Source organism: Dyadobacter psychrophilus (genome assembly GCF_900167945.1).
In the GTDB taxonomy this organism is placed as follows: Bacteria; Bacteroidota; Bacteroidia; order Cytophagales; family Spirosomataceae; genus Dyadobacter; species Dyadobacter psychrophilus.
This window is the reverse complement of record NZ_FUZA01000003.1, coordinates 245,743-268,724: the sequence shown is the minus strand read 5'-3', so window position 1 is coordinate 268,724 and position 22,982 is coordinate 245,743. Positions and strand designations below refer to the sequence as shown.

At 44.9% G+C, this 22,982-nt stretch carries 20 protein-coding genes; 3 read left to right on the top strand and 17 right to left on the bottom strand.

Features of this window, described 5'->3' with window-relative positions:
• Positions 1–21: 21 nt before the first annotated feature.
• Together B5X68_RS14925 and B5X68_RS14920 are read right to left on the bottom strand one after the other, a co-directional pair.
• Entirely contained in the window at positions 22–1,512 is a 1,491-nt protein-coding gene (locus tag B5X68_RS14925; RefSeq protein ID WP_082215547.1) for a helix-turn-helix domain-containing protein, read from the bottom strand.
• Between the two features lie 161 nt (positions 1,513–1,673).
• The gene (locus B5X68_RS14920) at positions 1,674–2,342 is read right to left on the bottom strand and encodes a porin family protein (RefSeq protein WP_082215546.1); all 669 of its coding nucleotides are present in this window, start codon (positions 2,340–2,342) and stop codon (positions 1,674–1,676) included.
• A gap of 249 nt (positions 2,343–2,591) precedes the next feature.
• On the opposite strand from B5X68_RS14920, the gene leuS reads away from it, so the two are divergent.
• On the top strand, positions 2,592–5,399 hold the full coding sequence (leuS, locus tag B5X68_RS14915) for a leucine--tRNA ligase (RefSeq protein ID WP_082215545.1): 2,808 nt from the start codon (positions 2,592–2,594) through the stop codon (positions 5,397–5,399).
• Between the two features lie 102 nt (positions 5,400–5,501).
• On the opposite strand, the gene B5X68_RS14910 is transcribed toward leuS, so the two are convergent.
• The 3 genes from B5X68_RS14910 to B5X68_RS14905 all read right to left on the bottom strand — a co-directional run bounded on the left by B5X68_RS14910 (position 5,502) and on the right by B5X68_RS14905 (position 6,501).
• Positions 5,502–5,882 (bottom strand): T9SS type A sorting domain-containing protein, encoded by a 381-nt coding sequence (locus B5X68_RS14910; protein ID WP_141110308.1) that lies wholly within the window; start codon positions 5,880–5,882, stop codon positions 5,502–5,504.
• A gap of 154 nt (positions 5,883–6,036) precedes the next feature.
• Positions 6,037–6,177 (bottom strand): type II toxin-antitoxin system RelE family toxin, encoded by a 141-nt coding sequence (locus tag B5X68_RS29475; RefSeq protein WP_374754821.1) that lies wholly within the window; start codon positions 6,175–6,177, stop codon positions 6,037–6,039.
• A gap of 123 nt (positions 6,178–6,300) precedes the next feature.
• The gene (locus B5X68_RS14905; RefSeq protein WP_082215543.1) at positions 6,301–6,501 is read right to left on the bottom strand and encodes a hypothetical protein; all 201 of its coding nucleotides are present in this window, start codon (positions 6,499–6,501) and stop codon (positions 6,301–6,303) included.
• A 129-nt stretch (positions 6,502–6,630) separates the two neighbouring features.
• Here B5X68_RS14905 and B5X68_RS14900 point away from each other — a divergent pair, with 129 nt between their 5' ends.
• The gene (locus B5X68_RS14900; RefSeq protein ID WP_082215762.1) at positions 6,631–7,431 is read left to right on the top strand and encodes a glycoside hydrolase family 25 protein; all 801 of its coding nucleotides are present in this window, start codon (positions 6,631–6,633) and stop codon (positions 7,429–7,431) included.
• 47 nt (positions 7,432–7,478) lie between these two features.
• Here the strand turns inward: B5X68_RS14900 and B5X68_RS14895 are convergent, their stop codons facing one another.
• The 11 genes from B5X68_RS14895 to B5X68_RS14845 form a co-directional block, all read right to left on the bottom strand.
• Complete coding sequence (locus tag B5X68_RS14895) at positions 7,479–8,537, bottom strand: agmatine deiminase family protein (protein ID WP_170916659.1); 1,059 nt, start codon at positions 8,535–8,537, stop codon at positions 7,479–7,481.
• 132 nt (positions 8,538–8,669) lie between these two features.
• Positions 8,670–9,257, bottom strand: a complete 588-nt coding sequence (locus B5X68_RS14890; RefSeq protein ID WP_082215542.1) for a Hint domain-containing protein — start codon at positions 9,255–9,257, stop codon at positions 8,670–8,672.
• A 22-nt stretch (positions 9,258–9,279) separates the two neighbouring features.
• Positions 9,280–10,374 (bottom strand): AEC family transporter, encoded by a 1,095-nt coding sequence (locus tag B5X68_RS14885; RefSeq protein WP_082215541.1) that lies wholly within the window; start codon positions 10,372–10,374, stop codon positions 9,280–9,282.
• Between the two features lie 206 nt (positions 10,375–10,580).
• Positions 10,581–11,771, bottom strand: coding sequence for a pyridoxal phosphate-dependent aminotransferase (locus B5X68_RS14880; protein WP_082215540.1), 1,191 nt, complete (start codon positions 11,769–11,771; stop codon positions 10,581–10,583).
• Between the two features lie 107 nt (positions 11,772–11,878).
• Positions 11,879–12,361 (bottom strand): hypothetical protein, encoded by a 483-nt coding sequence (locus B5X68_RS14875; protein ID WP_082215539.1) that lies wholly within the window; start codon positions 12,359–12,361, stop codon positions 11,879–11,881.
• 37 nt (positions 12,362–12,398) lie between these two features.
• Positions 12,399–13,877, bottom strand: a complete 1,479-nt coding sequence (locus tag B5X68_RS14870; RefSeq protein ID WP_082215538.1) for a SusD/RagB family nutrient-binding outer membrane lipoprotein — start codon at positions 13,875–13,877, stop codon at positions 12,399–12,401.
• A 39-nt stretch (positions 13,878–13,916) separates the two neighbouring features.
• The gene (locus B5X68_RS14865) at positions 13,917–17,075 is read right to left on the bottom strand and encodes a SusC/RagA family TonB-linked outer membrane protein (protein ID WP_082215537.1); all 3,159 of its coding nucleotides are present in this window, start codon (positions 17,073–17,075) and stop codon (positions 13,917–13,919) included.
• 793 nt (positions 17,076–17,868) lie between these two features.
• The gene (locus B5X68_RS14860) at positions 17,869–18,777 is read right to left on the bottom strand and encodes a carbon-nitrogen hydrolase (protein ID WP_082215536.1); all 909 of its coding nucleotides are present in this window, start codon (positions 18,775–18,777) and stop codon (positions 17,869–17,871) included.
• Between the two features lie 40 nt (positions 18,778–18,817).
• On the bottom strand, positions 18,818–19,801 hold the full coding sequence (locus B5X68_RS14855) for a glycosyltransferase family 9 protein (protein WP_082215535.1): 984 nt from the start codon (positions 19,799–19,801) through the stop codon (positions 18,818–18,820).
• Entirely contained in the window at positions 19,794–20,708 is a 915-nt protein-coding gene (locus tag B5X68_RS14850; protein WP_082215534.1) for a lysophospholipid acyltransferase family protein, read from the bottom strand. Before B5X68_RS14850 ends, B5X68_RS14855 begins: the two co-directional genes overlap by 8 nt.
• Before the next feature lie 101 nt (positions 20,709–20,809).
• Positions 20,810–21,709 (bottom strand): lysophospholipid acyltransferase family protein, encoded by a 900-nt coding sequence (locus B5X68_RS14845; protein ID WP_082215533.1) that lies wholly within the window; start codon positions 21,707–21,709, stop codon positions 20,810–20,812.
• A gap of 60 nt (positions 21,710–21,769) precedes the next feature.
• Here B5X68_RS14845 and B5X68_RS14840 point away from each other — a divergent pair, with 60 nt between their 5' ends.
• The gene (locus B5X68_RS14840) at positions 21,770–22,159 is read left to right on the top strand and encodes a hypothetical protein (RefSeq protein ID WP_082215532.1); all 390 of its coding nucleotides are present in this window, start codon (positions 21,770–21,772) and stop codon (positions 22,157–22,159) included.
• Here B5X68_RS14840 and cobA read toward each other — a convergent pair.
• Positions 22,156–22,929, bottom strand: a complete 774-nt coding sequence (gene cobA / locus B5X68_RS14835) for a uroporphyrinogen-III C-methyltransferase (RefSeq protein ID WP_082215760.1) — start codon at positions 22,927–22,929, stop codon at positions 22,156–22,158. The genes B5X68_RS14840 and cobA overlap by 4 nt on opposite strands.
• Positions 22,930–22,982: the final 53 nt, after the last annotated feature.

Here is a 22,982-nt window from a genome sequence, read left to right as displayed (position 1 = left end):
GATTCCCCTATTGCCATAAATTTAATTGATCATTCTTTTCAAAGCCTTCCTCAATTCTTCATTTTTATGCCGCTTTTGCAGAATAGTGGGAGCTGCGATCCTTTCACGGCAATCAAACAGCGAGCAGCGTTCGCAAGTTTGGTTTACTTCTCTTGCTACGAGAAACGGATCGTCCAGAAACTGTAATTTTTCGCGTGTAGGCGCATCCAGGTAAATGCCCATCGATACGCTCACGTTCAGGCCCGGAGTGGGGGACATGGGAAGGGCAAAACTAATTACCAGATATTCATCACGGGTATCCAGATAGGTTGATTTCTGCGCTTTGCAAAGTATTCCGGGTTGCTCTTTACGCCGTATAATGTCACCCAGATCATTCAGAATGGTCAATGCGACCCAGCGCCTGCAATAATGTTCGTCCTTGACGGTGTGCGGATAATGTTTCCGGGAAATGTGCATTTCCTTGGTCATATCAAAAATATTCTGACCAACAAAATTGTTGAAACGGGAGAAAAAGATCTGATTAATCCCAAAGTAACGCGGCAAAATGTTGCTTAGCCTGTAGCAGAATGATTCCGGCGTTGTATTAAACCTGTGGATGAGGTCGATAAGCTGCTGCGGCTGCCACATTTTTTGTTCAAAAACCGCTGCGACTGCGGGCACCAGTAAGCTTCTTTTGATAATAATCGCACTCGAAAAATACGATGCTTTGAAGTTATTAAGCAGCTGCTCAAACGACTCCGCCTCCACCAATGCGGTGGTATGCAACCGGTTTTTCAGATTTAAATACAGGTAACCAATTTCCCGTCCGAAAATAAACGCCCGCTGAACAGACGAAAGATGGTTATTCATCAGCAAACGATTGCCGTTCGGGTTGGTAATGGTCAGGGAACGCACGCTGGAAAATTCGGGATTTGCCTTTTCATTGATATTTTCAATGGAATAATTAAAGCGCGATTTTAAGATTCCAGCCAGATCTGTTTCATTCAGGATCTGATTTTGATCCACATTGTTTTCTATCAGAAAGCGCTCTGCTTCCAGCTCAATGTCCTCAAAATAATTGTCGTGCATTTCCTGGTAAGTGCGCAATGCCGAGAAGTAGAACTTCTCGATCGACATATTATAATTACGCGCAATTTCAATCAATGTTCCTACAAATGCGCTGATCTTGGCCGGGGCGTCGGAAAGGATTTCGAGCAGGTTAGCGGGATCAATTCCAAACAGTTCCAGTGGGAGCTCTGTAAGCACATTGGAGCTCAGCAGGTCAGAGATCGGCTCGAGGCGTTTGGTCAGTTTCAGTGAAACAAGCGTGTCGTAATCCACATCCATAGCCGAGGCCAGGGCAATGATCTTATCGGATTTGGGGTATTTTTTGCCTTTCTCAATTTCATTGATATAAGAAATCGAAAGTCCCGATTTTTGAGAAAGTTCACTGAGTGACATTCCTTTGTCCAGTCGCAGCTGTTTAAGCTTCAACCCGAAAACCAACCTTACATTATCTGTATTTATTGCCACTGCGCTGTTTGAATCGGCCTGTAATGGATGATTTCGTATACAGGCAATTTAGGTAAAGAAATGCAAAAGTAGAAATCGCCCGCAGATTCAGCGGTAACATACAAAACAAAAAAACGGGACCCGTCTTAACACTGGTCCCGTTTGTATCTTGATGTTTTTGTTTAGAAAATCGCAAAGCCAAGCGTTGCCTGGAACAAATTTCCTTTTTTTCCAAATTGCGACGCCGTTGTAGCATTGTCGAATTCCACTTTCACAATGTCCGTGAAATTTCCTTCGTAACGCACATCCAGGCTAAGTCGTCCAAGGTCCACGCCTACACCCGCCTGATAGCCATATGCCAGGCGGTTTTTAAATTGCGCGGAATTTTCACCTGTAATCACATCAAACGAATCGCCGATTTTACCATTGTTGGATAATCTCAATGAAGCCATCGGGCCAACATTGACGCGGAAGAATTTCGCAACCCTTATCCCGAACAGGATCGGCACGTCCAGGTTCGAAAAGCGAACATCAACCTTTCCATTTGAATCTTGCACGCCGTCCTCATAAACATTGAAACGACCTCCTTTTTGTGACAATAAAATCTCGGGCTGGATATAGAATGTTTTACCAAAACGAAAGAAAACACCACCTGCAAAGCCCAGTGAACGATTATCATTGTCCTTGAAATTGAAAGGGTTGTTTCCGCCTGACAATGTCAGGTCATTGCTTCCGTTAATGTTGGACAAATTGGCTCCTGCTTTGATACCAAACCGGAAGGCCGGGTCGTATTGTGCTGATGCTGTGCAGCTTATAGTCATCATACACAGCGCAATCATAAAGTTTTTCATGTCGGTTTTTAATTAGTAGATATAATTGAATTAATAAAAAAACTTAAAAACCCGTGCCCGAAAGCTACGTCCGTCATTTGACTTGAATTGGGAATTACTTTCTACAAGCGCTGAGAATGGGCTGATCGCTATGTAATGTGGATTAGGGTAAACCTTATTACAATCAAAAACGCTATTTTTGCGGTCAGTTTGAAATTTGGCAAGGCATAGTGCCAGCCCCTATCGGAATAAGGAAATATAGAAAAAGTTATGAGTGATTACAGTCACAGGGAAATAGAGCAGAAATGGCAGCAATATTGGGAAAGCAACGGCACATTTAGCGTCGAAAACCAATCAAGCCTTCCCAAATATTATGTGTTGGACATGTTCCCGTATCCTTCGGGCGCGGGATTGCATGTGGGCCACCCGCTGGGTTACATTGCGTCCGATATTTATTCCCGTTACAAAAGGTTGAAAGGCTTTAATGTGCTGCACCCGATGGGTTTCGACAGCTTTGGTCTTCCAGCGGAGCAATATGCGATCCAGACCGGCCAGCATCCGGCCATTACCACGGAACAGAACATTACACGCTACATTGAGCAATTAAAAAATCTGGGTTTCAGCTACGATTGGAAGCGGGAAGTGCGTACTTCCGAGCCGGATTATTACAAATGGACACAATGGATCTTTATCGAACTTTTCAAGAGCTGGTATAACAACGATTCAGCCAAGGCAGAGCCAATAGAATCGCTGATTTCCATTTTTGAAAAGAGTGGAAATAAAGATGTTAATGCGCCTTGTGACGAGGATACGCCGATTTTTACCGCAGAGGAATGGAATGCCTGGACAGCGGAAGACCAGTATAAACTGACATTGAAATACAGGCTTACCTATGTTGCGGATGCAACAGTAAACTGGTGCGCCGGGCTTGGTTCGGTGCTTTCTAATGATGAAGTGAAGGACGGTGTTTCGGAAAGGGGCGGATTTCCCGTGGTTCAGAAATTAATGCGCCAATGGATGATGCGCATTACGGCTTACTCACAGCGTTTGATCGATGGACTGGACACGGTAGACTGGACCGAATCATTGAAAGAGCAGCAACGCAACTGGATCGGACGCTCGGTGGGCGCATTGGTCAAATTCGGCATTGATGGCCACCAGAATGTGATTGAGGTTTTCACGACGCGTGTGGACACAATTTATGGCGTAACATTCATGGTGCTTGCGCCTGAACATGAGCTTGTTGATATCATTACAACGCCCGAACAACGCGGCGACATTGATGCATACATTGCTTCAACGAGGAAAAAATCGGAGCGCGACCGGATGTCTGACGTGAAAACGGTTTCGGGCGCTTTCACAGGAGCTTATGCGGTAAATCCTTTTAATGATGAAAAAATCCCTGTTTACATAGCAGATTATGTATTAGCAGGTTACGGAACGGGCGCTGTAATGGCAGTTCCTTCGGGCGATCAGCGCGATTGGAATTTTGCACAACATTTCAATCTTCCCATTATCCCAATCCTTGACTCACAAAAAGAAACGGAAACGCAGGCAGATTCGACCAAGGAAGGTCATTATATCAATTCAGGCATGATCAATGGCCTGACTTTTCATGAGGCCAACAAGGTTTTGATCAACTGGCTGGAAGAAAAAGGCATCGGAAAAGGTAAAATCAATTACCGTTTGCGCGACGCGGTTTTCAGCCGTCAGCGTTACTGGGGCGAGCCTGTGCCTGTTTTTTATAAAAATGACAGCACCGGACAACCGCTTCCATATTTATTAGAAGAGAACGAGTTGCCACTGAACTTGCCGGAAGTTGACAAATATTTGCCGACAGAAAACGGGGAACCGCCTCTGGGCCGCGCGCAGGATTGGGCGCACGGTTCTGGTAACGGTTATGAACTGAGCACCATGCCGGGCTGGGCGGGAAGCAGCTGGTATTGGTATCGCTATATGGACCCGAAAAACAAGGAAGAATTTGCGTCGAAAGAAGCCATTGATTACTGGCGCGACGTGGATCTGTACATTGGGGGCACAGAGCACGCAACCGGGCATTTGTTATACAGCCGTTTTTGGAATAAATTCCTGAAAGACCGTGGATTTGTGCCGGAAGAAGAGCCATTCAAAAAGCTGATCAACCAGGGAATGATCCAGGGGCGCAGCAATTTTGTGTATCGGGTTAAGGGTGATGATTATAGCAGTCCGGTCTTCGTAAGTGCAGGTCTGCGTTCGCAATACGAGGTTTCTGCATTGCATGTGGATGTTAATATTGTGGAAAATGATGTTTTGGATGTTGAAAAGTTCAAGGCAACACGTCGCGATATTGTAGGTGAAAATCCGACATTCATATTGGAAGATGGCAAATACATGTGTGGTGTGGAAGTGGAGAAAATGTCCAAATCCAAGTTTAATGTAGTCAATCCGGACGACATTGTTGAGCGTTACGGAGCGGACACATTGCGTTTGTATGAAATGTTTTTAGGGCCGCTGGAACAGGCTAAGCCCTGGAATACCAACGGAATAGATGGGACATATCGGTTTATCCGCAAGCTTTGGCGGTTGTTTTTCAATGATGCGGGACAATGGATGGTGAAGGACGTTCCGGCAAAGCCAGAGGAGCTGAAAATCCTCCATAAGACGATTAAGAAAATTGAAGAAGACATTGAAAACTTCTCGTTCAACACGGCGGTAAGTGCCTTTATGGTGTGTGTCAATGAGTTGGGTGCTGTTAAATGTCAGAGCAAAGCAATTTTGCAGGAGCTTGTTGTTTTACTCTCCCCTTATGCACCGCACATCAGTGAGGAGTTGTGGGATCTTTTAGGCAACGAAAAAGGAATGGTTTCAAAAGCCACTTTCCCGAAATGGGAATTGCAGCACGTAACCGATTCAGTCTTTGAATATCCGATTCAGATCAATGGAAAAGTACGGGCATCATTAACGTTTGCACTGGATACGCCGGCTTCTGAAATCGAAAAGGAAGTGTTGGCAAACGAAACGGTTCAGCGTTGGATGGAGGGAAATCCTGCGAAAAAAGTGATTGTAGTTCCAAAGCGGATCGTGAATGTTGTGATCTGAGCTTAGTTCAATATTTAGGCAAAAAGGGCCGCTGTTGTTGAACAGCGGCCCTTTATTTTATTTTTCTGGCTAATTATTATTCTTTCATGGCTAATAGACTGCTTACCGAAGGCTGATGGCGCGTTGGGTGTATTTTTCAGCCACTTCAATGGTTTTGCTGTAACGCTCGCCGTTGCTGAAAATCTCAATGGTATAACTTCCTGCTGGTAAATTATTGATATCAAGCACTTTTCTTATTTTATCGATTCTTTTGTTAAGTGTTTCGTGGTAAATGGCTTTGCCACTTTTGTCAGTCAATGTTAGCACTGCATGGGCATCATTGTATTTGTCCACACTTACAAACAGCTTGTGGGTTTTGCTTACAAAAATACCTGTTCCGAAGCCGGTTACTTTTTTGTTTTCTTTTTCGTCAGCGAATGCGGTAAAAGAGAAAGAAGCAACGAATGCGATAACTAATGCGAAGGTTCTGAATGAAGTTTTCATGGCTAACAGTTGTTTAAGGTTCTGATCTTTTGTTCTGTTTGAACATGACAAACATAATGCTATGGCAGGTACTATGCATAACATAGTACATGAGTGGTTGATTAGGAAAATGAGTGGTCGTTAAAGCTTAAATGAAAAGTTGAAGGGTATCTGATTACGGAAAAACCTTATAAATGTCTTTGCGATGGGCTATCCGGGCAAGTTCAACAATATTATTTTCGACAAAAATTCCGACCCGGTAATCGCCGATCCGAATGCGATAGGCATTTGAGAAGCCTTTTAGTTTTTTTGGTATGGGGAATGTTGGAGAGCGTATCCGCTTCTTCGAGGGACTTTATGAGGTCAATCAGTGCAAGCTTGATGTGTGGCTTTTGCAGGTTGTCCAGGTCTTTGGAAAACTTTCTCAGGAATTCAATTTTCAATGATTTTCCAGCTTTTGCATGATCTCTTCGCGTGACACTTTTTGGCTGCGATCAGCTTCACGCATGAGCATCGCTAGACCTGCATCTTCCAGTTGCTCCTCGGAAAGAACCTTTGAAGAAATGTTCTCTTTTTCAAGAAATTCGGAAAGGAGTTTTAACTCTTTGCTATTCCGCGGATTGATAAGAATGGATTCCATGCTTTTTTATTCTAAAATAATAAGAAAGTTGTGATATAGCAAGGTTGGAATTTTCCTCAGGCCGCTATGAGCTTTTTATCGGTTTCAAACCTTCAATTCAAACAACGATCTTTTGTACTTTTGCAGCGTATGGCAAAAAGGAAAGTTCGGGCTTCGGCGGCCAAAGTGAAGTATTTGAAACCATTGCCCGCAAAGGGTTGGGCGATCATAGCCGGGGTCATTCTGTTCATTGGGGTGCTGATCTGGTGGAGTGATAAAAAGGATGTTAACAAATGGGAATTCATCGCCAAGTTCGGGATCAAGTTGCCACTTCGTTACGCCATTCACGGCATTGACGTCTCACATCACAATGCAAAAATCAATTGGGATAAGCTCAAAAAAACGCGTTCGGAGAATGTCGGGATTGACTTTGTATACATTAAAGCCACAGAAGGAGCAACGCATCTCGACAGACAATTCAAGCGGAACTGGGCGGAGGCAAAGCGGGTAGGGATGCGCCGGGGCGCTTATCACTTTTATAATCCAAGGGTGATGTCCGACAGGCAGGTTCAAAACTTTATCGGGCAAGTGCGGATGGAGCCGGGCGACCTGCCGCCGGTCCTGGATCTGGAAACGCACGCAAGCAAGCCGGACGACATCATTATAAAGGGTGTAAAAAACTGGCTGGAACAAATTGAAGCACATTACGGAGTAAAACCGATCATCTACGTCAATGAATATTTTTACAAAAAATACATTGCAGGAAACTTCGACGAATATCCGCTGTGGCTAGCAGGTTACTCCCGCACGCACCTGGACGACCTGGCTTCTGACGCCCACGTCCTTTTCTGGCAGCACAGCGAAAAGGGTTGGGCCGATGGGATCAGAGGGTTTGTGGATTATAATGTGTTTTTGCACGAGCCTGAGGAGTGGGCAGAGCTGGCGAACTAGTTGTCTGCCACCCTTCGACTCCGCTCAGGGTGACAGGTTGATATGGGCTACACCAACGGCTCCTGCTGGCTCAGGCAGTGGAAGCTTCCCTGACCCCAGATGATCTCTGTTGCTTCCAAGGGAATAATCTTCTTTTCAGGAAATGCTTTTTCCAGAATATCAATCGCAATCTGATCATTCTGGTTATTGAAAACCGGCGTTATAACCCCAGCATTGCAGATTAAAAAGTTAGCATAGGAGCCCGGCGTACGGAAATCGTCGATGATGACGGCTTTGGGCATCGGGATTTCAATGATGTTCAGCTGCTTGCCGTTAACCAGTCGCATGCCTTTTAGCATTTGGAGGTTGGTTTGCAGGATCTTGTAGTTCTCATCGTTCTTATCATGTTCTACGCAAGCAATGACGGTGTCTTCGTTGATAAAACGCGTGGTGTCGTCAATGTGGCCGTCTGTGTCGTCGCCCACAATGCCACCTTCGACCCATAGAATTTGCTGGACTCCGTAATATTGGCAAAGGATTTCTTCGATTTGGGCCTGGTTTAAATGCGGATTCCTGTTCAGGTTCAATAAGCACGATTTGCTGGTTAGCAAGCTTCCTGCTCCATTGAATTCCACGGCGCCGCCTTCCATAATAATGCCTGGATTAAAAACGGGCAGGTTCAGGTAATTAGCAATCGCCTGTGGCGTACGGTTATCGTCGTCATAGGGCGGATATTTGCCTCCCCACGCATTATGGCCCCAGTTTACAATGGCTTTTTCCTTTGTTTTTTCATTGACAACAAAAGAGGGTCCGTGATCCCTGCACCAGGCGTCGTTCGTCGGTTTTATTACAAATTCAATTTTGGAAAGATCGACACCAGTTTGGTCCAGCTCTTTGGAAACGAACGTTTTGAGATTTTCATCATTGGCAATAATCCCTACATTTTCACCCTGAGTAATGGCTTTAATGAAGGCCAGATACTGCGGACGCATTTTAGCAAGCCTTTCGCCCTGCCAGGAAGCCTCGTTATGCGGAAATGTAAGCCAGGTGGCACGGTGGGGAAACCATTCGGCTGGAAAGCCAAAACCAAGTTCCGCCGGCGTCAATGAAGTGTTTATATCAGGCACAATTGAAAGAAGTCATTTTATGGTGCAAAGGTCGGAAAGGTTTTGCTGACTGGCAATTGCAAAGCGATAATGTACAAACAAAAACGGGATGCAGTTGCCTGCATCCCGTCAGTGAAAGTTGAGTAAATAATATTATTGCGCAACCATTACATTGTCTACCAGATAAGTGCCGTCCTCTGTTTCCAGGTTGTAGGCCTTTGAAACGAACCTTGCATTTTCCTTCACAGCCCCTACTTTCCAGGACGAAACGATGCCAGTAGCAGGCTCATAATGATAGAGAATATCATTTTTGCTCAATTTTTTCAAGCGTTTTTTACCTCTGTTTGTCTGCACGCGGTGATTAGGCGTTGCTTCCAGCAAGAGGGCGGGGATCATTTTTGGGTCGTAATTGGCGATTCCGTCGACGGGACGTAAATAAATAGCAGTAAGTGAAAAGTCAGGTTTGTTATACACATCAATTTGTTTCACCTGCGTAGCCATGCTTTTTCCGCCTTTGCAGGTTTTTACATGCTCACCCACCTTTATATCCGCAATCGATTTCACACTTCCGTCGGCCATTGTAACCGGCGCATTGTCTGAAAAATAACGATGTTTTTTCGTCTTCCTGGATACTTTGATGGTTAATTCTGACTTGACATTGTCAGTAGCTGTAATGTCGGTTTGGGCAATCAGATTGAATGATAAAAGGGCTAGGACAGATGTGATTGCGAACTTATGCATAAATGTGGATTTCGGTTGAAAATCAGGCTTTTGACATTTTTACAAACACCTTACTTAAAGCGTTTGGGACTGCGCCCAGGACAATAAATATCATCCCGCTGGTAAGCAACGTAGATGTATGTGCGAAAAACGAACCCGATGAAAGTATAGCGAGGATCAGGATTGTGGAAAATGGCAGTGAGAATGCAAGCAGCAACACAGCAAGTTCGAGGTCAAATGTTCTTTTTTCCTTAGGCAAACCTTTGGCATCTTCCCGCAAATTGAATGCTGAAATGTGCGCCAGTGGCCAGAAACTCGCTGCGCTCAACGGAATTACAATCGCTAACAAAATCATGGAAAGGTCCGTGATATGCAGCACGTAAATCATTCCCGCGCTGATAATCATGGTAATGCCTGCGCGGAAGAACAAAATGCTCGCTACAATGCGTTTTTTGCCCTCTTTAAGTTGAACAGCCAGACCAATGAAGAGCAGCACAAGCGGCGTCATCATGGCGCTGGTTTTATCAAAAATTTCTGTGACAACGAATGGTAAGCTGTTATAATTAATGCCGACGCTCAGCAGGATAATCGCCAGGAAAATGAGAATATTGATAGGCTCCTGAAACATGCTGGCAAACAAGCTTTTCAATTTTCCGCCCATTTTCGTTTCCTTATCATCGCTGTTTTTAAGGAACATGTTCATCGCAAGAATGTAAAGCGAAATGAGCACAAAAAACTTGTTACCCACATCCGCCAGCGCTGCAATAGCGAGGCTCTTTTCACCTAAAAATTCTGCAATAAACGGGAAGCACGACAGACCCGGCGCAAGCGATGGGATTAGCATCATCATAGTCCTTCCTGTGGGGCTGTTTTTTTCAATACCAAACAATGAGAATGCAAGCGGCGCAGAGAAAAACATCAAAAAGTTAAAAACCAGCGTCACCAACGGAATGATGATCATCGACGAATCTATTTCAATTTTCATTAAAGAAATAAAGATCGTAGAAGGCAATGCAACGGACAAAATGATCTCCTTAATCCCGTTTGTCTGGTCTTTGTTTTTAAACTTGGATTTGAGAAGAAGTCCCAAACCAATTAATAATAAGAGTGTTATGGTCTTTTGCAATGCATCACTCATGATCAAAAGAAATTTGAATGGTCAATGGGTATAATGAAGATTTAAGAGGGTAGGTTGGGTCTTCGATATTGTTATAGGAGTGAAAATGTTCATAGTGCACGTCACTTCGACTGCCCGGCGGCCCGGTCCGCTCAGTGTGACAAGGCTATTGTCAATTCGAAGAGGCTTTTGTCAGCCTGAGCGTAGTCGAAGTGACGTGCACAATGTTAACTCAACTGGTTGAGCGCACCTACGAAGGCTTTCATTTCGTCCATGGTTCCGATACTAACGCGGCACCATGGTTTGTTTTGGATATCAAATGACCTTACGGCAACGCCTTTGTCGCTCATTTTGGTCAGGAGTTCCTTGCCCGTAATGCTGATCGGGAACAGTACGAAGTTGGTATAAGAAGGAATGTATTTGTATCCCAATTTGTCCAGGTTTTCGTATAGATAAAGTTTCGCTTCGTGGTTCAGCTTGCGCGTGCTGTCCTGGAATTGATTGTCGTCCAAACTTGCCGATGCTGCGAAGATCGAAGTATAAGAAATGCCCATTCCGCCACGTGTGATCTTATTAATGCCCGCCAGGTAAGTTGGAAGTGCAACCATATAACCTACGCGGATACCAGCCATTCCCATGATTTTGGAGAAAGTACGGGCCACGATTACATTTTTCTTTTGAGTCAAAAGCGAAACCATACTCTGCGTGTCAGCGCCAACGGCTAGCTCAATGTAAGCTTCGTCAACAAATACAGGCACTTTTTCGGAAACGCGTGAACAGAAATCAAGCAGGTCCTGTCCTTTTGTGATAGCACCGGTTGGGTTGTTTGGGTTACAAACATAAACCAGTTTTGTTTCGCTGTCGATGGCAGCTTCCATTGCTTTCAGATCGTGTGACCAGTCAGCTGTACAGGGAACCGGCTTCCAGGTTGCGCCTACGGATTTGGCAACCTGTACCAATGACATATAGCAAGGATCGGCAGAAACAATGTTTCCTTTTCCGTTCATGAAGGTTACCAAAGCCACTTTTTCCAAAAGATCCGAAGAACCTGGTCCCATCATAATGTGGTCAGCAGAAACGCCTTCTTTCTTTGCAATTTTATCGATCAGGTCATACATTTCTTTCCATGCATAACGGTTTCCGTTTTTCACAGAATCGGCAACGGCTTTCTGCGCGGACATTGGTGGGCCGTAAGGATTTTCATTGGAGTTCAGTTTCGCAATGATCTTAGGCGCTTTAAAGTCGTTTGGAAGGAAATGTTCCCTTACCATTGGGCTGCGGAAAATACGGTTTTCAGGGTCCAGACTAAGCGGCGCGTTTGAGAAAGCACCCATACTCAGATGCGGTGCCAAAGTCATTCCTCCGATTGCCATTAAACCGGATTTTAACAGATTTCGACGGTCCATTTTTTGAGTCATTGTTGTATTGTTTAGAAAAGATGTGACGATAAGTATTTGTGGTAAAGTCCTCGGTACAATATACAAATTATTTAGAAAATATATCTATACATTATCCTTATTGTGAGCTAGTTAGCTTGCACTTGTGAAAATCTTGTAAATGCAATTCCCTTGTACGTTCCCGTCCAGGAAATCTTCGTAACCGTGCCTGCTTTCGGTGTCGGAACGCCTAATTCCGCCCATGTTTTGTCGATCGTTACGAGGCCTTGTGCATTAGATGTTACTTCGCCCAAAACGGCTCCTGTACGCAAGGTGATTTTGATCGGAACATTCGGAACGGGAATGGAATCAATGCCTTTTGTATGATCCAGAATGTTGGTCTTATCCAGTTCAAGCAGGCGTGCTGAAAGGGTTAATTTCGGAGCAGTCGCCTGGTAACCAACGGTTGGCTCACTTGCGATAGGTGCGCCGAAAGCGGCACCCACAATGTCAACCAACACCGGCGCTACATCGCGGTCCAGAAACGGATCTTCTTCTTTGCAGGATGCCAGTCCGAGTGAAAGCGTAAGTGCCAGGCAAAGTGCGGGAATGTATGTTTTGATATTTTTCATAATCTCGATTCTTGATTTTTTTGGAACAATAACCTGCTTACTTCTCTGCCCACCACAACTTGGTTTTCATGTCGTTAGGACCACCGTTCAGGCCTTCTCCTGCTTTTACAGACTCGGCATTCAGCGAATATTCCGAGTTAGGATAAGGGAAACGGGTTGGCAGGATGCCGCTGTTCTGCAACACTGCGCGTGGATCAACAGCCGGGAAAACCGGAAAACCTGTTCTGCGCCATTCTGCCCAGGCTTCAACTCCCTGACCGAAAAGTGCGACCCATTTTTGCTCCAAAACTTTTTCTCTTGTCACCGCACCCAGTTTGGTAATGAATGATGCGGGAGGAGTCAAGCCGTATTGTGCGAAAGAAGCAGCGATTCCAGCGTCGAAATACGTTTTTGCACTGCCTGTGATCTCTCCGTCGAGCGCGGCTTCGGCCAGAATGAAGTTCAGTTCTGCGAAAGTCATGATCACTTCCGGCGCTTCTGCTTTGGTGAATGCGTCACCGATTGTTGAGCTCGTTGCGAGGTAAGTCGTTGCGATCGCATCCGGCAAGCCATTTGGATGGCCTTCGTACTTGCCGTCTTTGTTTGGATTGGCATATTTGGTAATGCGGCTGTCGTCCAGTGCATTCATTTTGTCGGCCAATGTTTTGCTGATGTTCCAGTCCGTACGGCCATCCTGCTTCATCACCTGGTTCCACTCGTTGTTACTTGGCAAAACCGTTGTGCAGTTCAACTGCGCATTGTCGGCATTGCTTGTGAAAATCGGGAATGTTTTAGGATCAGAAACAATCTCGGTCATGATCGCTTTCGATTCCGCAGGTTTTTTGGCAGCCTGACGGTTCGCAAGACGCAACCGCAATGAGTTGGCGAATTTTTTCCATTTCAAAATATCACCTGAATACATAATGTCACCCGCAACGGCCGGGCCGCCTACGACCAGTTTTTCGTTTGCCATTTTCAAGTCGTTCAGCATACCGGCGTAAACCACGTCCATTGGATCGTATTTCGGCGTGTAAATCGGTGCGTCGGCTGTTCCTTTGATCGCGTCATTGTAAGGAATTGCTCCGTAAAGGTCTGTTAATAAGGAGAAAACCCACGTCCGCATCACCAGTGCAACGCCTTCGTAATTTGAATTCGGATTGGCAGATCCTTCGCCCGACAGCGCAATAATGCGTTGGAAATTCAGCTGAGAATCGTTGTAGAAACCTTTCCAGTTATTAGCAACCAATGCAGGTGAAACCGTGTAATCGTCACCTTCATTGGAATAAATGTTACGCGTCAAATGCTGCACATACAATTCGGCTGCGTCAATGTTGATGCGCTCGAAACGCGTCCGGTGTCCCCAGTAACGGTCGATAGCGGTTTCAATGCCGGTAGGAAGCAGATATTGCGGTCCGATGGCCGTAGGGTTGTTCGGACTTACATTCATTTCATCAAAATCTTTGGTGCAGCTCGATGCAGTCAAAATCCCTGCAAGCGCCGTCATCCAAATGGTTTTATGATTCAATATGTTTTTCATCTTCGGATTCTTTAAGGTCAGTTAACTCGATTGACTGGATCAGAATGACAAGGCCAGGTTCATACCCACGCTGCGTGAGCTAGGAAGCTCGCCGTAACCGAAACCTTGTCCATTTGCGCCTTTTGCATCAATTTCAGGATCGATATGCGGTGTGTTTTTGAAGATCATCCACACATTGCGTCCTACTACTGAAAGTTTTGCTGACTGGATTTTGATTCTTTTCAGGAATGCAGGGCTGATGCTGTAACCCAGTGAAACTTCGCGAAGCTTCACATAACTTGCGTCGAAAATCGCTGACTCGTGATAGTTACGTGGGTTGCTGTAACCGTAAAGCTGATTAGCCGTAACAATGATGTCGTTTGGAACAAAAGATTTAGAACCATCCGCTCCCGTTACTTCCCGAACACCTTTTCCGATCACACCTTCTTCACGACCAAGCGCCGTTTCTGCATATTGACCAGTCCAACGGGCAGTTCCCGTTCCTTCGTCATAAATGTCGCCACCTATGCGAACATCAACCAATGCGCTCAATGAGAAGCCCTTGTAGTTGAACGTGTTCAACATTCCGCCGATCCAGTCTGGCTGCACGTTACCCAGTTTTTGATTTGAGGCGGTTACTGGAAGTCCGTTTGCTCCATAAACAACTTGTCCATCCGGTGATTTCAGGAAGCCAACGCCGTAGAATGTTCCGTAAGATTCTCCTACACGTGCTTCTGAGGTCATTCCGCGCTGCGTTGCCAATGTGTAAGTCGTAAGTCCTTCTGCCAGCTCAACCACTTTGTTGCGGTTGCGGGCGTAGTTCAATGAAACTTCCCAGCTGAAACCATTGGACAATTTCACCGGCGTTCCGGATAATGTTACTTCAACGCCTTTGTTCGTGATCTTTCCGGCATTCAGGATTCTTTTGTCATAACCACTCGCTTTCGAAATCTCAACACCCAGGATCTGATCTTTTGTTGTTTGATCGTAATAAGTCACATCCAAACCAACTTTTCCTTTGAAGAAGCGTACGTCGGCACCTAATTCAAGACCGGTTGTAATCTCAGGCTTCAAGTCAGCATTTGCAATCTGAATGTTTTCACCAAATTTCGGAACTGCTCCGTTCCATGATCCGCTCGCAGTGAATGTTTGTGCAAGTTGATAAGGCGTCGCATCATTACCCACCTGAGCATAGCTGGCGCGGATCTTTCCAAATGAAAGCACATTGCTTTTTACATCAAACAATTCGGTTAAAACTGCGCTTACAGATGCAGAAGGGTAGAAGTAAGAGCGTGCATTGGAAGGCAATGTGCTCGACCAGTCGTTTCTGGCAGTAAGGTCAAGGAAAAGCGCGTTTCTCCATGAGAAATTAGCCGTTCCAAACAAGCTTTGCGTTTCAGATTCTTCGATTTTACTTTCGATGGTGTTGGCGCTTGGAACGGAGTTTCCGGCATTATAAAGGCCATCCACAACCATTTCACCCACAGCAAAGTAATTTCTCTTGTAATAGTTTTTACGCTGGATGCCACCGAACTGAACATTCACACCAAAGTCGCTGGTAATGTTCTTCGTGTAAGTCAGCATGAAATCCGTGTTCGTTTCCTGGCTGCGCAAAACCTCTTCGTTAAAGCGTCCCGGTGTTCTTGTGCCGTTCCGAACGCGAAGGAAGTTGGTTACATTAATACGCGTGTCAGACCAGTAATCCGTTCCTGAGCGAAGCATTAAGGAAAGCGAAGGCAGGATTTTGTAGTTCAATGCGATGTTTCCTAGCAACCTGTCTTTTTCATTGCCGGATGGCATTTTAAGTTGAGAAAAATAAGGGTTGGTAAAAAATGTATGCTGCCAGTTTGGTGGATCTGTGTCGCCCACTTTTTGGTTATGCACATCCGTGTATTGTTCGTAGTTGCGCAGCTGATCCCATGAAACCGAGCGGTGAGACCAGATAAATTCCTGCCCGCCCGCATAGCTGCGGTTGTCTGAGCCGGATTTGATATACTCACCAGACAATGTAATGCTGATGTTTTTGGTCAAATTGTAACCTGAGTTAATGCGGAAGTTATTTCTGTGGAAATCATTGTAATACATGATCCCTTTCTGATCCACTCGGCTCAATCCCAAACGAAAATAGCCTTTGTCATTTCCTCCTGACAGTGCCACCGAGTTTGTGATCGTGCGGCCTGTCTGCCAGTATTCTTCCCAGTTGTTAGGCTGAGGAGTCAGTGGTGCAACATCGTCACCAGTCCACCACTGTCTCACCATACGGCCATCCATAGGCGCTCCCCAGCTTTCATCCGTTCCTGCTGAACCAGCCAGCGGATATCTTGCGTCATAAACGGCTCTGTATTGTGCGATTTGGGCAGGATCTGTGATAGAAGAGCTCCATCCGTCGTTGTACCAGGTGCGGTAACCGCTTCCTCCGCCATATGTATTTTGAAAATCAGGTTTGATCCAGGGACGTTCGAATGTAATGTTTGAATTTACTTCAACACCCAATCCTTTTGTGCCCTGACCATTTTTAGTCGTAATCAAAATAACCCCGTTTGCTGCGCGTGAACCGTACAATGCAGCTGCGTTAGGCCCTTTCAAAACAGACATTTCTTTAATGTTGTCCGGGTTAACCTCAGAAATTCCGCCACCCAGTGTTTTGCTCGAAGTCTGCTCCATCGGCACACCGTCGATAACGATTAACGGCTGGTTATTGCCTGAGACAGAAGAAGATCCGCGAATCTGGATCGTAGAGCTGCTGCCCGGTCCGCCATTGGCCTGAACCCTTACACCTGCAATTTTACCGGATAATGCGTTCGCCACGTTTGTTGACCGCGATTCGGTCAGCGCGCTTCCTTTAACTTCCTGCACGGTGTAACCCAATGCTTTTTTCTCACGTTCTATACCAAAAGCGGTAACCACCACTTCGGCAAGTTGTCTTGTATCGGCGTCAAGTTTGATATCAAATTGAGTCTGGTTTCCGATCGGCAATTCTTTGATCAGGAAACCCACATAAGAAACTACAAGAATTCCATCACCGGGAACAGAAAAACTGAATTTTCCGTCTGCATCTGCGTTTGAACCGACGTTGGTTCCTTTAAATATAATGGAAGCGCCAGCAAGTCCGAGACCATCGTCAGCTGCTGATATCTTGCCGCTGATCTGACGCACCTGGGCGTAAGCAAGCGGAGAACACAGACAAGCCCATAATAATAAGAGTAGAACTTTACGCATGGGAGAAGATGAGTTAAATTGTTGTTAGGTATCAGTAATAGGAGGAGAAAAAAGTTATGGCTGTGTGGTGTCCACGTTGCCGTGCGCCGCACACACTTTCGCGTGGACAGAACAACACAGCCATAAGCTTGCAAAACTGCTTTTCCGGAAAGCAATACCCTCTTAAATCGAGGACAGACAGTGTTTGAGAGTGTAAGCAGAGACAAAGAAATCCCTGCGTAGACAATTTGCCTGTCCACGGTGTTCTTGGTAAACCTTGTATTAAAAAAATTATATTGTATCAGGTCAGAACATGCCGGATAAATCTTTGGGAGATAATCGGCCTTGGTAAATGTTCCCCCCGATACAGTCAGATATATTCATGTGCGGCTGGAATATATCTTGTATTCAGAAGTTCAGTCATTCGTTTAACGACTTGTCAAATATACTGACAATGTGAAATAATGCAAGAGAATAAACCGAAAAATTGAAGTTTTTTGCAATTAAAATTGGTCATTTAAAATGTTTATAAAATGTTTTGGTAATAATTTTATAAATAATTTAAATTTCCCGTTTCGGCAGAATCTCTATGCGTTAGATAGACTTAAATTTTAAAAACTGACAATTAATTGGTTAAAATTGAGAAGTTTATATACGTAAAATTTGGATTTTAAATAAAATATCGGTTACATATTTGGATTTTTGAACCTATTTTACAGGAATATGCAAAAATCAAAAAAGAGGGTCCCATTTCGGGAGCCCTCTTTTTTGTAAACTCATGTAAACTAAGAATAATTATATTTCCCTGTTCCTGCTAATCAATGTAGCGTTTGAGAATTGGCTTGTAAGAATCAATCCTGCGGTCTCTCAGGAAAGGCCATGTTGTTCTGTAAAAATCAAGCTTTTGCAAATCAAGCTCCTCAACGTGGGTTACTTCCTCTTTATGCGGCGCGAGATATAACAAACGGCCCTGCGGATTAGCGATGAAAGAGCCACCCCAGAATTGCTGATCGGCTTCCCGACCTGTCCGGTTCACTGAAACGACGTAAACGCCATTGGCAACGGCATGCCCGCGTTGAATGGTTTGCCACGCGCCATACTGCTCCTCATTAATGACCGGGTCTGTTTCATTTGTATCCCAGCCGATGGCAGTGGGGTAGAAAAGAATCTCGGCGCCCATCAGGCTCGTAATACGTGCTGCTTCGGGATACCATTGATCCCAGCAGATTAACACGCCTATTTTGGCAAATTTTGTGTCGAAAACCCGGTAGCCATCTTTATCTCCGGCTTCACCCACAGATTCACCGGTCGCGGCATCACCAGGAGTGAAGTAGAATTTTTCGTAATAACCCGGATCGTCGGGAATGTGCATTTTGCGGTATTTGCCCAGGTAAGCGCCGTCGGCATCCAGAACCGCTGTAGTATTATGGTAAAGACCGTGTGCGCGTTTCTCAAAAAGCGACGCAATGATCACAACGCCCAATTCCTTCGCCAATGCGCTTAACGACTCCGTAGAGGGGCCGGGAATAGGTTCGGCAAGCTGGAAGTTGCTGTGATCTTCCACATCGCAGAAATACAGCGAACGGAAAAGCTCTTGCAGGCATATAATATTAGCACCCTTCTGTGCAGCTTCACGGATTCCTTTTACGGCCTTCTGGAAGTTGGCCTCAACATCCTCGGTGCAGCTCATTTGGACAATGCCAATGTTTACTTTTTTATTCATGAATGGTCGTTTGTGATCTTAATGTTCAGCAATTTTAACACTATTTGTCTCCGGGTAGTTCTTTGATCGGAAAGTCTAAGGAAAGCTCGTTCATGCATTTAAAATGTTTTTGCGGACACGCTTTATATCCGATCTTTGAACAAGGTCTGCATTTGAGGTTATTATTTTCAAGCACTTCAAAAGCAGTTTTATATGGATACATTCCAAAACCTGGAATGGTATTTCCCCAAATCGAATACACTTTTTTCTTAAAGGCCGCCGCGACGTGCATAAGCCCCGTATCATGCGAAAACACGATCAGCGATTTCTGAACCAGCGATGCGGATTGATTAAAATTGTATTTCCCGCAGGTATTCAGGATCAAATTGTCGCCAATGGCCATTCGGATTGCTTCGCCGGCTTCAAAATCTTCCTTTCCACCCAATAAGACAATTGGGAAGTTGATCTTCCTGCAAAGTTCGATCATTCTCGGCACAGGCAGTTTTTTGGTGTTATGCTGCCCTCCGATTGCGTAGGCGACAAATGTTCCCTGGTGCGTGGCCGGAAGCCAGCTTGTTTCAACATTGTCTTTATAAGGAATGAAATAGTCTAGTCCTTGTCCGTCATTAGTTACCTGGAACACATTCAAGGTTTCCATATAGCGGTCCACAATGTGGATATCGGGCAGATAGTCGATCTTAAATGTCGTAAGAAGCCATTTAAGTGCATTTAATTTATCAAAACTGAATGCCTTCACGCCCAAGGCTAGCTTAATGCGCAGCGTCCTGATATTGGCGTGCAGATCAATAACGTAGTCAAATTTTTCAGCTTTGAGCTGTTTAAGGATGGGATTAATGTCTTTGTCCAGCAACCATATTTTATCGACATAGGGATTGTCGGCGAGCAGAAACTGGAATTTTGATTTTGTAAAATAGTGAATTTCGGCGTTAACCTGTTGTTTCAAGCACCTTATTACCGGCGTGGTAAGCACAATGTCACCAATGGAAGAGAAACGCAGGATAAGGACTTTTATGGGTTTATTCACTTTTTATTTCTTGTCGTAATTGAAAAGGCAGCAGGTTTTGCGGCCGTGCATGTTTCCACCTTCTGTGGCTCCAAAGCCAGTTATCGGGTTGGCGCTTGATGTCCTCTTCCAGATATTCAATCTGGCTTTGCAGAATGTTGTTGGCCGGTTCTTTCTTCGGATTTTCGGTGATCAGTTTGAAATAGGAGCGGTAATGGCCTCTTTTTCGCTCATCCCGCAAAATCCCCATATACAAAACCGGTGCATTTAAGCGCTTTGCGATCAGTTCGCCGCCCCGGAAAATCCCGGTGTCCTGGTTCAAGAAACTGGTCCAGTAAGCCTTGTCCGGACTTGGTGACTGATCATTCACCAAAACAAAAAGAAAAGGCTTTTCCCTGGGCGCCATCGCGCGGACCATCGCTTCTTTCATAGGCACCATTTCCGTCCCAAACTTGGTCCTGACTTTTTTAAACCAATCTTCAAAAATGTCATTGGCCAGCTCGTGGTAAACGACCACAATTTGGTAGGATAATTTGGCAGAAGCAAATAAGTTGAGCATTTCCCAATTTCCCAGGTGCCCGGATACAACTACAAGGCTTTTTTGCTGTGCATAATAATGATCCAGCAATTCGGTTTCCAGCTCGAACCGGCTGAGCAGATCATTCTTTGAAATGGACCTTAGTTTGATCGTTTCAAAAACAATGTCGGTGAAGTTTTGATAATATCGCCTGGCAATCGATTCTATTGTGTTTTCATTATAGGTAGGAAAACTGTTTTTCAAATTCGCAAAAATGACCTGCTTTCTGTATTGGCCAATGTCGAAGATGAGGAAGCGGAAGATATCGGAAAGCTTATATAATTTTTTCCATGAAAGCCTCGAAATTGCTGTCAGGAGGAACAGTAAAAGTCGGGTGGAAAGTTTTTTCATTGCGTTGAATCCTTTTGCAGTGAAAAAACCGAATTTACGAAAGATTTAGTTCCTCGAAATGGCACTTTTCGAAGACCGGGCAATCAGGAAAATGGTGGGAATCAGGCTAGCGTCTGTTCCGGTTTCAAGCATTCCGGGCGTTTGTGTTTCCAGCGTCTATGGCTCCAAAGCCAGTTATGCGGCTGTAAATTGATGTCTTTTTCAAGGATACGCAGCTGTTTTTCAAGAATTGCGTTGTTTTGAACCTCTTTTGGGCATTCCGTAATGGTCGAAATCGCGACCTGGTAATAACCTCTTTTGTTGGCCACTTTGGCGAAATCGGCGTACAGAACGGTCAGATTATAACGCCTTGCAATGGTCTCAACGCCTCTAAAAACACCCGTATCCTGATGCAGGAATTGTGTCCAGAAAGCGGTTTTCGGATTGGGCGACTGGTCATTTGCGAGGACGACGACGTAGGGTTTCTCGCGGGGCTTTTGTAATTCCTTGAAAATGTTGTCCATAGGGACCAGTTTTGCACCGAATCTCGTCCTCAGATCCAGAAACCACTGATCGGAAGCTTCGTTTTGCAATGGCCTGTAAACCACAATGCATTCGTGCGTGAAGCAAAGCGAGGAAAAGAGATTGGCAAGCTCCCAGTTGCCGCGGTGGCCCATTAAATATATAATGTTGGTCTTGTCATTGTAAAATTTATCCATGATGCTGATATCTCCCCGGAGGCGTTCCCGCACACATTCCGGGCTTGCCGTGCGGAACTTGATGGTCTCAACGATCAGGTCGGTGAAATGGAGCTGAAAATCTTTGGCAATGCAGGAGAGCTCGGCATCCGTTTTTTCAGGAAAGCTGTTTTTTAGGTTTTTACGGATCACTTCTCTGCGATATCGTCCCACGCTGAAAATAGACCAGCATAAAAAATCAGAAAGCCTGAAAGCGTTCTTCCAGGACAATGATGCGATTTGATTTAGTAATAAAAAAAGAAATTTTGAGACTATTAGTTGCATGCAAACATTTTTCTGCAATGATACGTATATATTATATCTATATGAAATGCTGGTTTTTGAATGTGTATTTCGTTAAATTCACTGTTTCAAACCAATTCAATAACGACCGTTTTGGAAGGAATATTTGACATAAAGAATGATCGCCGCCTGAGCATGTATCTGTACAGGGTGGGATTTGGCATGTGGCTGATGTATCTGGTCCTCGGCGCTCCCGCATTGCACACATACCTGCATTACCGTCAGGATTGCGGCCTAATATCTTTCGTGCTGATGATCTTTGGGTTTACTGCTTCTATGGTATACGATTATTTTCATCACCACGATCAGTATGAAATGAAGAAGAAATGGCTGTTTGTCAGCTATGCGGTGTTGGCGGGGATAATTTATTTTCTTGAATTCCGCGGAAAGGAGAATCTGATTGATATAAATTGGATTTTGAGCTTGCTTTAATTCACTTCACTTGCAACAGATCTTCCCTGTTGAATCATTTGTTCAATTTGTTCAAAGCTCAAATCGGGTAATGCAGCAACTTTGCCAATGACAATGATGGCCGGAGACGCGATTTCGCTCACCTGCGCCAATGTGGCAATGTTGCTAATCTTTCCTGTTACCACTTTCTGGTTTTCCAATGTTCCATTTTGAATGATCGAAATGGACTCGTCCAGTTTGTCCAGTGCTGCGTATATATTCACTATTTCCTGCAACTTATGCAAGCCCATCAAAATGACAACCGTGGCCGTGGATTGTGCAGCCAGAAGCAGGTCATCAGACAATGCATGGTTCTTGGTTGTGCCCGTAATGACCCAAAAACTTTCACTTAAACCTCTTGAAGTAAGGGGAATGCCGGCCAGCGCAGGAGCTGCATAACTGCTGGATATACCTGGAATTATTTCGGATTCAATGCCGAATTGCGCTGCGTAAAGGATCTCCTCATAGCCACGGCCGAAAATGAAGGAATCTCCGCCTTTCAAACGGACAACTTCGCCGTATACACGTGCATTTTCGACAATTAAGGCGTTAATATCGTCTTGTGCGCAGCTTGTTTTACCAAACCGCTTCCCGACAAGGATCTTCACACAATCTATGGGGCAATAATCGAGAAGTGAGGGGTGGGCGAGGGAGTCATACAAAACAACTTTCGCTTTTTGTAATGCTTTTACCCCTTTCAAGGTGATCAGGTCAGGATCACCTGGCCCGGCACCAATAAGTGTAAGTTTCATATTATCAAGACTTTCGCTTTCGGCTGTCAACAATCAAGCATAATGCTCAATGT